The sequence below is a fragment of the Halomonas sp. AOP5-B2-8 genome (assembly GCF_052376475.1).
Lineage (GTDB): Bacteria > Pseudomonadota > Gammaproteobacteria > Pseudomonadales > Halomonadaceae > Vreelandella > Vreelandella casei.
In genome coordinates, this window is the sequence record NZ_JBQSVS010000004.1 from 277303 (window position 1) to 290554 (window position 13252).

Here is a 13252-nt window from a genome sequence, read left to right on the forward strand (position 1 = left end):
AATTCGCTCTGACGGTAAGCGCCTGAACTTCATTCATAACGCTATGATCAATTGTCATTTGCCTATTTGGTGCAATTTGCCATTATGTCGCACTAATTTTGTGCAAAGCGATGGCGATGAAAACTTATCTTGGCAAGATGCGGGGGCAACGGGTAAAGCGTGCCCGAGTGGGTTGGCAGGATGCATGTTGGTCTTGGTTTGGCGCCTTTACCGGTATGGCCGTCATTTGTTTGCTCAGTTCAGCGTGGCTGTCGCAGCAACTGCTAATTGTGGGTTCCTTTGGGGCAACGTCAGTGCTGATTTATGCAGCGCCTGAAAGCCCTTTTGCGCAGCCAAGCCACGTCCTATTTGGCAGTATGCTGTCGGCAGGAATTGGCGTTGCGTGCTATCAACTGCTGGGTACTTCTCCGCTTTCCATGTCGCTGGCCGTATCGCTATCGGTGCTTGGCATGCAGTTAACGCACACGGTCCACCCGCCAGGAGCGGCAGCGGCATTGATTGCTGTGGCGGGCGGTGCGAGCGTTCATCAATTGGGCTGGTGGTACCCGCTGTTGCCGATCGGAGCTGGCAGCGTACTCATGCTGATCATCGCGATATTAGTGAATAATCTTGCCCGACATCGCCGTTACCCAAGCTACTGGTAACGTTAAAGAAGCTTCAACTGGTGTTCTAATGCAAAGATATGGGCGTCTTCGGCGCCCAGTTCACGTAGGGCGGTTGCAAGGTTGAGTAAGTACTCTTTATTAGCGCCGCTGGGCCCGTGTGCATGAGCAATTTGCTGGGCAATATCGGTAAGCGGTGCTTCACCTAGAAAGGCCGGATTATCGTCGCTGGCCAAATAAATAAGCCCTTCGCTTTGCTCAGTTGCCTCGCCACTCTCATCGCCATTCTCATCGCCGTTCTCATCAACAAAGGTGAGCGGTACTTTTTCACGCAAATAGCCGTTTTTTTCCCGTCTATCCAGTGGCGCGAGTACGTCAGGCGTAATGCGATAGGCCATGCCGTGGCAAACTGCTCCTTGGGCACGAATCAGCGTGGCAACACGCCCTGGTGCTTCAGGAGTCCCGCGGTGGTCGTGGGAGCCTTGCCAAAATCGCCGCTCCCAGCCGTGAATATACGCCGAACGGCGCTCTAGATAGTCAAAGTCCGCCTTCCAGATTAACGACCCGTAGCCGAACAGCCATATGCTCGAATGGCCATCGAAGAAGTTTCTTTGCTGATTAAGGGCTGTGGTATCTAACATCGTTATCAAGCACTCTATGGTTTTTAAATACCTATGGCTTTATAAATACTTATGGTTTTGTAAACAACAGCGCGAGCCAGTGCGTTATAAAGCAATAACCCATCTTATCATGTCACTGGTGATCGCTTATCTAACGGCGGCAGGAGGCAGGCATGCGCGCAATCTTTTTGGTGGATAACGGTTCGTTACGCCCGCAGGCAACGCTCAATTTGCGTCGTGTGGCATCTTTACTTAGCCAACGGATGGGTGAAAACGTACAGGCTGCTTCGCTGCTGCACTCCAATAAGATTCCCGTGGAAGACGTTGAGGGTATCCCCGCGACGACGCTTGGCCCCGCCGCTGAGCGCAGCGCCGAGCAGGGGGCAACGGAGATTATCGTTTTGCCGTTTTTTTTCGGTCCGAGTAAAGCTCTCACCGGCTACCTGCCTGAACGCATGGCTACACTACAGGCGCGCTTTCCGCACGTTAAGATACGTGTGGCCCAGCCGCTGGTCGATGAGCGAGGCGATAACGATCTGCGCCTTGCTCATTTACTGGCTGATAACGTGCGCGAAAAGTACCCGACCGGCACCGCGCCTCGCGTGGCCTTGGTCGATCACGGCAGCCCGATCCCTGCGGTCACCGGTGTACGTAATCGCTTAGCGGGGCAGCTTAGCGTGCTGCTGGGCGAGGATGTTACTAGCGTTACCGCTGCTTCTATGGAGCGCCGTGAGGGTGAGGAGTACCGCTTTAACGAGCCGCTGTTGGAACGCTTGCTGGACTCGCCTGAATTCAGTGTAGGCCCGGTTATTTTAGCCATGCTGTTCCTTTCACCAGGACGCCATGCAGGTGAGGGTGGTGACATTGCTGAGATTTACGCAGCGGCCCAGCAGCGGCATTCACACTTAGAGATCAGCGTTACTCGGCTTGTGGGGGAGCATCCTGGCATTGTCGATATTTTGATCACTCGATTGCGCCAAGCGATTGATGATGAACGCTTTCTGCTCGATATTCCGGCAATTGCCGGAAACCACTAACGGATGGTGGATGAATACGCGCCCAAGAGCGCGTAGAATCGCGAGCCTTTCGTATAGTAAATGACACGCTAACTGGGCTCCTTTTGTGATCGCAACCGCCAATATCACCATGCAGTTTGGGGCTAAGCCCCTGTTTGAAAATGTTTCCGTTAAATTCAATAACGGCAACCGTTACGGCCTGATTGGCGCAAACGGCTGCGGAAAATCCACCTTTATGAAAATTTTAGGTGGTGATTTGGAGCCCTCTTCCGGCCAGGTGATGCTGGATAGCAGCACACGGCTAGGTAAACTGCGCCAGGATCAGTTCGCGTTTGAGAACGAGCGGGTGATCGACACCGTGATCATGGGCAACGTTGAGCTGTGGTCGATAGCCGCTGAACGTGAGCGTATTTATAGCTTGCCAGAAATGAGCGAAGAAGACGGCATGGCCGTCGCTGATCTTGAAGTACGCTTTGCTGAGTTGGACGGCTATACCGCCGAGCCGCGCGCTGGCGAACTGCTGCTGGGTTTGGGTATTCCTATTGAACAGCATACTGGCCCGATGAGTGAAGTCTCACCCGGCTGGAAACTGCGCGTGTTGCTGGCCCAGGCGCTGTTCTCTGATCCTGATGTGTTACTGCTGGATGAGCCTACCAACCACCTGGATATCAACACGATCCGCTGGCTGGAAGATATGCTTAAAGCGCGCAACAGCACCATGATCATCATTTCTCACGACCGCCATTTTCTGAATAGCGTATGCACGCACATGGCGGATCTGGATTACGGCGAGATTACCCTGTTCCCCGGTAATTACGATGATTACATGACCGCTGCTACCGCCGTTCGTGAGCGTCAACACTCGGACAACGCCAAGAAAAAGGCTCAGATTGCCGAGCTTCAGCAGTTTGTTAGCCGTTTCTCTGCCAACGCCTCGAAAGCCAAGCAGGCCACATCGCGCGCGCGTCAAATCGATAAAATCAAGCTCGAAGACATTAAGCCTTCCAGCCGCGTTAGTCCGTTTATCCGTTTTGATCAGGCCAAAAAAATCCATCGTAACGCAGTGAATGTAGATGCGATTACCAAAGCCTACGATGGCAACGCGCCGCTGTTTAAGCGCTTATCCATGACCGTTGAAGCCGGTGAGCGCATTGCTATTATCGGGCCCAACGGTATCGGCAAAACCACGCTGCTTAAAACGCTGGCTGGCGAGTTGCATCCAGATAGTGGCGAAGTGAAATGGACGGAAGCCGCTGATGTGGGTGTTTTTGCCCAGGATCATAGCGATGATTTCGCTGTCGACGCTACGCTGTTTGAGTGGATGTCTAGCTGGACCAATGGTGGCGAGCAGGTAGTTCGCGGCGCACTAGGGCGGATGCTGTTTTCCAGCGACGATATCGGCAAGTCGGTGAAGGTGATTTCCGGTGGTGAGCAGGGCCGTATGCTGTTTGGTAAGTTAATTCTTACTCAGCCCAACGTATTGCTGATGGATGAGCCGACCAATCACCTGGATATGGAGTCTATCGAAGCGCTAAACCTGGCGTTGGAAAACTACCCCGGCACACTTATGTTTGTGAGCCACGATCGTGAGTTTGTGTCATCGCTGGCCACGCGCATTATTGATATGCAGCCGGAAGGCATTGTCGATTTCAGCGGCAGCTATGACGACTACCTGCGCAGTCAAGGCGTTGTTTAAGGGATAACACGCTGATTAAGTAGCGTCAGTGGCGGGCACTCGATCAGCATCGAGACGCTCGCCCTGGAATATCTCGTGATATTTGCTCATTCAATTAACGTTGATTCAGCCGCCAAATAGTTGCATTGAGTGCCAGCGCCAAGGCTACCCACAGCCAGTAGGGCACCATTAGCCATGCAGCTAGGGTACTTACCTGTGAAAACACCGCAATAGCGACCGTTATCAGACTCAGTAGCCCCACGATATCGGCAAGTGCGGCAACAATCTGCTTACGGCCAAAGAACAGCCAAGACCACGCAGCATTAACCAGTAACTGTAGTGCGTAAACGATTAAACCCGCTGTCCGCCAAGATGACCCATCGGCCATATACAGTCGCCATGCGGCTATCGCCATCAATAGATACAGTATTCCCCAGGCGATCGGGAACGCGATATCAGGCGGTGTCCAGGAAGGCTTATTCAGTTCGCGATACCAGCTGTCAGGTCGAAAGCGTGCGCCTGTACTCGCCGTCAACCCTACCAGCGCTATCGAAATCAGTAACACAATCAGTGATTCAAGCATTTTAACGCTGCTCCTTTAGCGCAGAGAGTAATAGCCTACCAGCGTTTGAAAAGGAGTAGGCATAAAAAAAGCACCGCGTGAGCGGTGCTTTTCTCGCATAGCCTTTTAGCCGTGCGCTAAGCGCATACCTTAGCTGCGACGATCATAGCCGTTATCCATAAACGGGTAGTCGGTGTAACCCTTCTCGTCACCGCCATAGAGCGTTTCATGGTTCGGCTGGGTGAGCGGTGCGTTAACGCGGAAGCGTTCCGGCAGATCAGGGTTGGCAATATACGGGCGGCCAAAGGCAATGGCGTCGGTCGTATTTTCACCAATGCGAGCTTCGGCGCGTTCGGCATCGTAGTTGCCGCAGTAAATCAATCTGCCGCTAAAGCGTTCGCGCATCTGCTCACGGAAACCGTCAGGGAAGGTGATATCGCCACCGGCCCAGTTGGGTTCGTTCAGGTGCAGATAGGCAAGACCGCGCTTGGAAAGCTGCTCGGCCATGTAAAACGCCATGGCTTCTGGCTCGTCGTCGGTCAGGCCAAAGAGCTCGATAAACGGCGTCATGCGGATACCCACCCGATCACCGCCAAACACCTCAACCACTGCGTCGACGACTTCTAGCGGGAAACGGGCACGGTTTTCCAGCGAGCCGCCGTATTGGTCGGTACGCTTGTTAGAGCCGGTCGCCAGGAACTGATTCAGCAAGTAGGCGTTGGCTGCATGGACTTCGACCATATCGAAACCAGCACGCTTAGCGCGCTCAGCCGCTTGGCGGTAGTCGTCGACAATGCCCGAGATCTCATCGGTTTCCAGCGCACGCGGTGTGCTGGTGGGGTGCTGGCCCGCAGTGCCGTCTTCAAATTCGACGAAGCACTGGGCGCCTTCGCCTTTCAGTGCGCTGGGCGCAACGGGCTGCTGGCCGTCCGGTTGAACCATTTCGTGTGAAACACGACCAACGTGCCATAGCTGAAGCGCAATACGGCCGCCTTTAGCGTGCACCGCACTGACGACATCTTTCCAACCGGCTTCCTGAGCATCGGTCCATATGCCTGGCGTATAAACATAGCCACGGGCGGTGGGAGAGATATTGGTGGCTTCGCTGATGATCAACCCTGCGCCCGCGCGTTGGCCGTAGTAAGCTTCCTGCATCTTACCGGGTACGCTGTCCGGGGTACGTGAACGCGTCAGCGGCGCCATGATAATGCGGTTAGGAAGAGACAGGCTGCCCAGCTGAATAGGCGTAAAGAGTGTTTCGAAAGCCATCAAATAAGCTCCTTTGGAACGCTATGATAAACAAGTAAGGCGCAGAATAGACCAGTTTACTAGTTAGCGCCAATCGAATCTTTTTTGACACTGTCTGTGCTTAATAACCCACCAAGTGGCCGATGATCAGCGCAACCCACGCCAGACCGTATACCATCACCATAAAGGGCAGAATCGCTTTTAGCCACTGAGCGTATGACACGCGCCCGAGTGCCAGCATGGCCAGCGTACCGCCTGACGTAGGAATAATAAGGTTGGTTAAGCCGTCACCAATCTGAAATGCAGTGATCATCAACTGGCGGCTCATGCCAACGAGATCAGCGACAGGAATAAGAATCGGCATGGTGACTAGCGCCTGGCCGGAACCAGAAGGAATAAACAGGTTGATAACGCCCTGCACTACGCTGGCCATAATGGCAGCAAATACGGGTGGAATGCCGTCGATCAGCGTACTCAGCGCATTAACAATGGTGTCGATAATTAACGCTTGCTCAAGAATCACCTGAATAGACGCCGCCACCCCAATCACCAGCGCTCCGGCAGTGACGCTGGCCGCACCTTCCATCAGTTGTTTAACGATGCCATTTGCAGACAGGCCGTTGATCGCCCCAATGAGGATCGCCAAAATCAGGAAAACACCGGCAATTTCATTGATGTACCAGCCGCGGGTGAAGACTCCTACCAGCATGGCGACCAAGCCACCCACAAACACGACCATCGTCAAAATGTCGCGTTTGGTCAGGCTATATTCGCTGAGCGGTTTGCTAAGCGACTCGGCATTATCAGGCTCGTCAAACTCCATGTTGACGACGCGCTTGCAGATATACAGCGAGAGCAGGCCCAGCGATGAAACTACCAGCAACGTACGCAGCCACGCGCCTGAGAACGTCGGTAGCTCGGCGATACCTTGGGCAACGCCCACGGTATATGGGTTAATCGGCGACAGCGCAAAGCCAATGCCAATGCCACCAACGGCCATTGCGACACCCACCAGGCTTGAGCAGCCAATCGCGCTGGCAATCAGTATGGCAATAGGCACTAACGCAATGTTGTTTTCAAAGCCAACGGCGACGCCAAAAAAACCGTAAATAAAGGTGCCGACTACGATGATGATGTTACGTCGCTCAACGCCTACGCGGTTAACCGCTACGCCAATGGCATTCTCTAATGCACCGGTTTTTTGCAGAATGTGAAAGAGCCCGCCCGCGATGAATACGATAAATAGGTAGCGTGAGGCAGCGACAAGCCCTTCAGGAATGGCCACAAAAATATTAAACAGCGGGATGTTGGCTACATTTTCCAAATAGGTAAATGAGCCGGGGACCACCATCGTTCGGCCGTTTTGCGTGACGCGCTCAAATTCGCCGGCGGGAATAATAAACGTCAGTAAATACGTCGCCACGAGGATAAGAAAGATAAGCACCATGGGATCAGGAACCGCCTGATACCATTTTTTAGGCGAGCGAGAAGCCGCTGCCGCAGCATTTTTTTCAACCATGGAAATACCCTTAATGAGATGAGTCGTGGCGTGAGCGCTCTCTGGCGTCTTACTTAGCGTGACGCATGATAAATCAAGGGGGGACGGAAACGTATACTGCCAAGGTGTTGATGCCAGTTAAAAACGCATGGGATGCCAACAATAGACGGCGCTGGTTAATGGCGTTGCCAGAGCCACCGGCGTTTGGTGGGCGTATCAATGTGCTGTAACGCATTCGACAGCGACAGCCTGATAGCGGCTAACTGGCGATAGCAGACAGCGCTGCTCAGTACGCCAGGGCACTGCTTGAGTAACAGTTCGCACTGTTGTGACGCTAGATAAAGCTGTTCCGTTATCGACGTAGAAAATAGTGGTTGCGACTGATGGCCACAACGTGAGAGCTCCCGCGCCAGCATGGAAAGCATGCTGGTATCCATCCAGCAGGGCAGCGGGTCTTCTAGGCGGCCAGCAATAGAGTGCTGAACTGCTTCAAAAGAGGTGCGCAAAAACATGACTGTTTGGCGAAGTTGCCGCTGCTCGCTCGTCATCTCACTGATCCCTCGCGCTTATGGCTTTCGATGGTGTTGCTGGCCGGAAAACCAGTTTTAAAAAGAAAGTGTTTCTCATTTGCATTTGTGATGACGATAGCGCTAAGCCGAGTTATTGTCAAAAGTTGTGTATATTCGCTTGAGTGGCCTCGTGTCTGACTGATCGACAAAGGGCACATTCCCCTTTAATAATCCGAGCCGAGTATTTGCATTACAGAGTTGTACCGCGAACATGGCATACGCTTGGGGCGCTAAGTGATTGCTGACTTACTTACCAGGAAAGCGCTACCTTATGCATAAAGTTGCGATATTTGTTGATACACAGAACGTCTACTACACCACGCGTGACGCGTATCGAAAAAACTTCGATTACAACAAATTCTGGGCACAGGCTACCGCTAACAGAGAGGTTGTAGCTGCATTTTGCTATGCCATCAATAAAGGCGACAAAAAACAGCGCGAGTTCCAAAACATACTCAAAGCGATTGGTTTTGAGGTGAAGCTCAAGCCGTTTATTCAGCGTGCAGACGGCTCTGCCAAAGGTGACTGGGACGTCGGTATTACCCTCGATGCGATTGAGTACGCGGAAAAGGCCGATGTCATCGTTCTGGTCTCAGGCGACGGCGATTTTGATTTGCTCGCCCATAAAATCCGCACGGTGCATGGCAAGAAAGTGGAAGTGTATGGCGTGTCCCAGCTGACCGCCGCCTCGCTGATGAACGAGGCGAGCGAGTTTATCCCTATAGAAGGGGATCTGCTGCTGCGCTAACGTCAGTTAGCGCAGGTGGCCAGCCCTAAATCCTATTAACTGACTGTTCATCTATCTATTTATCTATGTGTTCAGCGCTTCTTTTGTCATCAAGCTTGCAAGCCGAAAGAGCAATAAAGCAGCCACGCCACATATAAAAAATGCCCTCGCGAACCCTCAAGAGAGTGGAGCAGGATGGCTTTATCACGCGGACGCTCTACGCTGAAGTCCCTCCACGAGTGGAATATACTCTCACCCCGCTGGGCCATTCCTTTCTTGAGCCAATGCAACAGCTGGTGGCGTGGGCCGATACGCATCACCGCACCATTGTGGCTGCGCGTCTTCGCCATCAGGCCGCTCAAAGGCAGGCCTGATGCCCAGCATGAAAGTATTTGCAGTCATACCGAGATTATTGGCTGAACAGCTGCCAGTCGTTATTGGTCAGCGGTTTGGCGCCCTGTTCGGTGACCACCACGGTGTCGCTTAACCCGACGCCCCACTGGCCGGGTACCCGCAAGCAGAGCGGCAGGTGGAACACCATATTGGCTTCAAAAGCACGCATCTGGCCTTTGGCGATATAGCCTGTGCCTTCCACCCAGCTAGGCGGGAACTGTGCTCCTACGGAATAGCCAAACACGCCGGAGAAGAAGAATTTGTCACGCTGAGGAGCGAGCAGTGCATCGGCCGCCTGCGCCGCCTGATCGAAGGTATTGCCGGGGCGCATGGTGGCACACAGCGACTCGAACAGTGAATGGCATAGATCTCTAGTCGCCGCTAGAGCAGGGCTTGGAGTGCCGGTGACGGCGGTGCGCATCATAGGCGCTGTGTAGCGTTGAAAGGCCGCCCCAAACTCTAAAAAGACGGGCTCGTTCGGCTGAATAACATGCCTTTTATGATTGACGTGAATGACGCCCATACGATGCCCGCTGGTGACAATCGGCTGCAGGCTCATAAATTCACTGCCGTTTTCCAGCAATGCCTTGGCACCCACCGCTGCGATATCGTTATCGGTCATGCCGGGGCGAATGCTTTGTACCGCGGCTTCCAACCCTAAGGCCGTTATCCGCGCGCTTTCTTGCAGCGCTTCAAGTTCAACTGAGCTTTTCACCAGGCGGATGTCATCAAGTAGCTCGCCTGCTTCGCTAAACCTGTCACGACCAATCGTTTGCGTAAGGGCATCAAAAACGCCAAAGCGCAGCCCCGCGCTCCAGCTATCAATCCCAATGTTCTGATGCGGTGCGAGCAGGTCCGCCAAGGGCGAGGTGATTTCGTCCAGGTTTTCCCAGCGGTAGCCGATGATCTCATCCACCCGCGCAGTCACCACCGCCGCGCCTGTTTCAATCGAGGCGACCTGTAGTACGAGACGTTCCTGCGTGCAGACTAAGCACGCATACACCGAGACCTCAAAGGTGTGATAGCCGGTCAGGTAGTTAATGTCGGCAGGGTCGGTGAGCAGCAATGCACCCAGTTGGCGGTGTGCCATGGCCAAGCGCACCTTTTCTAGCCGCGTTTGATATTCCGACGCTGAAAAGGGTAGCTCACTTTGCGCCAGCGTCTCGGACAGCGCTTCGCGGTACTGGTAGTAATCCATAGCGACCTCCATCATTAGATAAGGTCAGTATAGGTCGCTATCCCATGCGTGCTTTTGAGGGCCTCAACGCTAGCGGGTGAGTAGGAATACCCCCTGAAGGAAGTAGAAAACCCCAATGCCGGTCACGATCCAGCGTGTCCAAGTGCGGAAGTTAGCATCGGTCAGGCGATGTAAAATGCGGTTGCCCGTGTGAGTGCCGAAAATAGCGAACGGCGCGGCGAGCAGAATAATACTCCACTCACCGGCGCTCAGCGCCAGGGCAGAGCCTAGGTAAAAGAGGATTTTGATACTGTGGGCGACGACTTGAATCATCGCTTTAGTGGCCACGACGTGTCGCCGATCCATGTGAGACCGTACAAAGAAAATATCAATCAGCGGCCCTGAAACCCCTGCCGCAATCGTCAGCCCGCCGGAGGCGATACCACAGCACACCGCGTGGCTGGCACGGTTGGCGTCCAAATGGAACCAGCGCTTGGGCATCCATACCAAAATAGGCATTAAGCCAATGAGCAGCGAGACGGTGGCGGCATTCGGGCTGTAGCTGAACAGCAGCAGTAAGCCTGCGGCACTCAGTACGCCCAGTGTCATCAAGGCAACGATGCGCCAGACGATAAAGTGCCGCGACAGCCACGCGCGTGAAGCATTAGCGGTGAGCTGTATGACGCCGTGCACGGCCATCGCAGTGCCTGCGGGAAAGACCAGCAGCAGAAACCACAGCAGCACCAAGCCGCCTGCCATCCCGAAGATGCCAGAAAGCATTGAGGTGAAAAAAACGACACAAATGAAGGCCGCGCCAATAGCTAATGTCATCGTTAGGCTCCTTAGCTACGGCAGAACGGCCAGACTTGATAAAACTTGCGGCATTGGAATTCCGCTTCACAGGCGTTGAGCTGGGCCTGATAGCGATTAGCGCGTGCCGCGACTTGGCTGCCTGCGCGGAGTACTTGTGGCTTGCCGCGATAGCTGCCGCGCTGATAGCCGCCAGCGCCTTCGTGATAGGCGTAATAGAGGTGTTCAGGATTATTGAGCGAGATGCCGGCCTGCTGCTGCGAACGACGGTTATACCAACCAATAAAATCGGTGGCGTGTTTCATATGCGTACGCCGGGCAAACAAACCGCCCGCTTGGTCTTGATACTCTTCCCAAACCGGGTCTTGGGCCTGGGCATAGCCTCTGGCGGAAGAGGGGCGCGGGCCGGGGATAAAGCCTAGGTAGTATTTGCGGTCAGGCCGAATATGGCTGCGAAAGGACGATTCCTGCTGGATAAACGACATCTGGGTCGCGATAGGCGTTCCCCAGCGCTGTTCTGATTCCTGCGCGTAGTCGTACCAGCTAGGCTGTTCGCGGAATATTTCGCAGATATTGCTTTGATCCTCAGGCGGGCTGGGCGCGAAGGTGGCGCAACCAGAGAGCAGCAGCAAAAAAACTAGCATCGCCCCTGAACGTAGCCTAGCAATGACAGGGGAGGGATGAGCAATGAAACCATCAACAGGGCAGCGCATGAAAAGTCCTTGTGGATAAGTGCTGATAAAGTCGTACTTACCAATCGGGTTGTTGTCATTAACAGGCACACGCCAGTTCTTAGCGCAGCAGCGCCTCTAAACAACGGCGCAGCCGCTGTGCTTCACGTACCAGGGTTTCTCCTGACAGCATGCCTACTCCCATGACCAGCCCCGAACGCAGGTCGCCTTTCGCGCATACCGGGCTTAAGGGGCGCACAATCAAGTGCTCTTTTAGCAGCGTTTGGGCAATCAGCACATCATTAATATGCGGCTCAAACTCAAGGCATAAGCTGATAGTGCTGGTGGGTGGCGAAACGCTGCGCACCTGCGGCAGTGAGAGGAGCTGATCATGCAGCACCTGCTGGCGCCCTAAGTAGTCGCGCTGAATGCGCCGACACCAGGCATCTAAGTCACCATCAAATATAAACTGTGCTAGTACGGCCTGGTCCAGCATGCGGCCTTCACGAAACAGCTCGCTACGCAGGCGATTCATAGGCCCGGCTAAATGCCGCGGTACGACTAAATAGCCTAGGCGAAGGCCTGGAAACATCATCTTGGAAAATGAGCCGACCAGCAAGTGGCGTTCAGACTGCGGGTCAAAGAGCAGGTTAGCGTGATCGTCACGATTAAACTCGTAATCATCTTCGATAATATAAGCCGGCGTTAAGGCATCGCATAAGCGTTGTTTGTCGACCGCGCTGGTGGGCACGCTGAGCGGGTAGTGGTGTGAACCGGTGAGATAGGCAAGCTTTACAGGGCCAGGCGACGCTGGCAGCGCGTGCCCCTGGCCGGGCTGCCACGCCAACATCTGAATCTCTAAACCTGTCGCGGTAAACACATTGCGCGCGCCCCAATAGCAGGGCGATTCCATGGCGACAGTGTCGCCCACATCGGCCAACGCCATGGCGCAGAGCTCGATGCCGTTATGGGTGCCGTCGGTAATAATGATCTGCTCTATGTCGCAGCTAAGATTGCGCCAGCGGGCTAGAAAATCGCGTATCGCACGTTTTAGCGGGCCATAGCCACCGGTGGAGTAGGAAAGCAGCAGGGCATTTTGCGGCACCGTTACACTGGCGTAGAGCTGTCGCCACTTGCGCATCGGGAACTGCGCAATGTCGGGTATGCCGGGTACAAACGCGCCGCTTTGAATCATGCTGGCGCCGGGGCCATCCAGCACTCGCCTGGCACGTACAGAAAGCGGTGTATTGCCAGCGGGCGGCACGCTCGCCGTAACGGGCCTGCAGGTCCAGGTGCCTTGCCCATGGGCCGTTTTAAGCAAAGCTTCTTCCAGCAGCGTGCGCACCGCCAGCGCCAGCGTTTGACGGGAAACGCCGAGAGCCTCCGCTAGCTGGCGATGGGAGGGCAGCCGCAGCCCAGAAGGCCATTGCTGAGTAATGGCTTGGCGTAACGCCTGCTCAATACGCACTTGCTTGCTTAACCGCTCGGGTTGGAGTGCATAAAGTTGTTCAAGCTGGTGCACGACCTGCCTTCGTTCCATGTCAACGCCTCTTTTTCCCCGCTTAGCCCGCTATCGCCGGGTGTTTAGACGAAAGTATTAGCTATATTACGCACTCTTTTGGCGCGCAAAAGAAGTGGTCTAGTCGAACACAAAAGTGGTGCGTTCGTCTTTTCCTCGCCGCCT

Annotated in this window: 14 protein-coding genes; 5 read left to right on the forward strand and 9 right to left on the reverse strand. The window is 54.3% G+C overall.

The window, feature by feature from the left end:
- Positions 1-116 precede the first annotated feature (116 nt).
- Positions 117-644: an HPP family protein gene (locus ACT3RP_RS11400; protein WP_441685937.1), complete on the forward strand. Its 528-nt coding sequence runs from the start codon at positions 117-119 to the stop codon at positions 642-644.
- A gap of 2 nt (positions 645-646) precedes the next feature.
- Here the strand turns inward: ACT3RP_RS11400 and ACT3RP_RS11405 are convergent, their stop codons facing one another.
- Positions 647-1243 carry a gamma-glutamylcyclotransferase gene (locus ACT3RP_RS11405; protein WP_444671895.1) on the reverse strand — a complete coding sequence of 199 codons (597 nt, stop codon included), beginning with the start codon at positions 1241-1243 and terminating at the stop codon, positions 647-649.
- Between the two features lie 152 nt (positions 1244-1395).
- Here ACT3RP_RS11405 and ACT3RP_RS11410 point away from each other — a divergent pair, with 152 nt between their 5' ends.
- The gene (locus tag ACT3RP_RS11410) at positions 1396-2259 is read left to right on the forward strand and encodes a sirohydrochlorin chelatase (RefSeq protein ID WP_444671896.1); all 864 of its coding nucleotides are present in this window, start codon (positions 1396-1398) and stop codon (positions 2257-2259) included.
- An 85-nt stretch (positions 2260-2344) separates the two neighbouring features.
- Positions 2345-3934, forward strand: a complete 1590-nt coding sequence (locus ACT3RP_RS11415) for an ABC-F family ATPase (RefSeq protein WP_444671897.1) — start codon at positions 2345-2347, stop codon at positions 3932-3934.
- A 94-nt stretch (positions 3935-4028) separates the two neighbouring features.
- On the opposite strand, the gene ACT3RP_RS11420 is transcribed toward ACT3RP_RS11415, so the two are convergent.
- The 4 genes from ACT3RP_RS11420 to ACT3RP_RS11435 all read right to left on the reverse strand — a co-directional run bounded on the left by ACT3RP_RS11420 (position 4029) and on the right by ACT3RP_RS11435 (position 7769).
- Positions 4029-4496: a TspO/MBR family protein gene (locus ACT3RP_RS11420; RefSeq protein ID WP_444624938.1), complete on the reverse strand. Its 468-nt coding sequence runs from the start codon at positions 4494-4496 to the stop codon at positions 4029-4031.
- A gap of 129 nt (positions 4497-4625) precedes the next feature.
- On the reverse strand, positions 4626-5744 hold the full coding sequence (locus ACT3RP_RS11425; RefSeq protein WP_483393813.1) for an alkene reductase: 1119 nt from the start codon (positions 5742-5744) through the stop codon (positions 4626-4628).
- A gap of 100 nt (positions 5745-5844) precedes the next feature.
- On the reverse strand, positions 5845-7242 hold the full coding sequence (locus ACT3RP_RS11430; RefSeq protein ID WP_483393814.1) for a YfcC family protein: 1398 nt from the start codon (positions 7240-7242) through the stop codon (positions 5845-5847).
- Between the two features lie 155 nt (positions 7243-7397).
- Positions 7398-7769, reverse strand: a complete 372-nt coding sequence (locus ACT3RP_RS11435; RefSeq protein ID WP_441685925.1) for a hypothetical protein — start codon at positions 7767-7769, stop codon at positions 7398-7400.
- A 292-nt stretch (positions 7770-8061) separates the two neighbouring features.
- On the opposite strand from ACT3RP_RS11435, the gene ACT3RP_RS11440 reads away from it, so the two are divergent.
- Both ACT3RP_RS11440 and ACT3RP_RS11445 read left to right on the forward strand, forming a co-directional pair.
- Complete coding sequence (locus ACT3RP_RS11440) at positions 8062-8538, forward strand: NYN domain-containing protein (RefSeq protein WP_444671900.1); 477 nt, start codon at positions 8062-8064, stop codon at positions 8536-8538.
- 140 nt (positions 8539-8678) lie between these two features.
- The gene (locus tag ACT3RP_RS11445; RefSeq protein ID WP_444671901.1) at positions 8679-8891 is read left to right on the forward strand and encodes a winged helix-turn-helix transcriptional regulator; all 213 of its coding nucleotides are present in this window, start codon (positions 8679-8681) and stop codon (positions 8889-8891) included.
- A 35-nt stretch (positions 8892-8926) separates the two neighbouring features.
- Here ACT3RP_RS11445 and ACT3RP_RS11450 read toward each other — a convergent pair whose 3' ends face one another.
- The 4 genes from ACT3RP_RS11450 to ACT3RP_RS11465 form a co-directional block, all read right to left on the reverse strand.
- Positions 8927-10108, reverse strand: coding sequence for a M24 family metallopeptidase (locus tag ACT3RP_RS11450; protein WP_444671902.1), 1182 nt, complete (start codon positions 10106-10108; stop codon positions 8927-8929).
- A gap of 69 nt (positions 10109-10177) precedes the next feature.
- Complete coding sequence (locus tag ACT3RP_RS11455) at positions 10178-10918, reverse strand: TSUP family transporter (RefSeq protein WP_444671903.1); 741 nt, start codon at positions 10916-10918, stop codon at positions 10178-10180.
- A gap of 11 nt (positions 10919-10929) precedes the next feature.
- The gene (locus ACT3RP_RS11460; RefSeq protein WP_444671904.1) at positions 10930-11610 is read right to left on the reverse strand and encodes a transglycosylase SLT domain-containing protein; all 681 of its coding nucleotides are present in this window, start codon (positions 11608-11610) and stop codon (positions 10930-10932) included.
- Positions 11611-11689: 79 nt separating this feature from the next.
- Positions 11690-13108 (reverse strand): aminotransferase-like domain-containing protein, encoded by a 1419-nt coding sequence (locus ACT3RP_RS11465; protein WP_483393815.1) that lies wholly within the window; start codon positions 13106-13108, stop codon positions 11690-11692.
- Positions 13109-13252 lie beyond the last annotated feature (144 nt).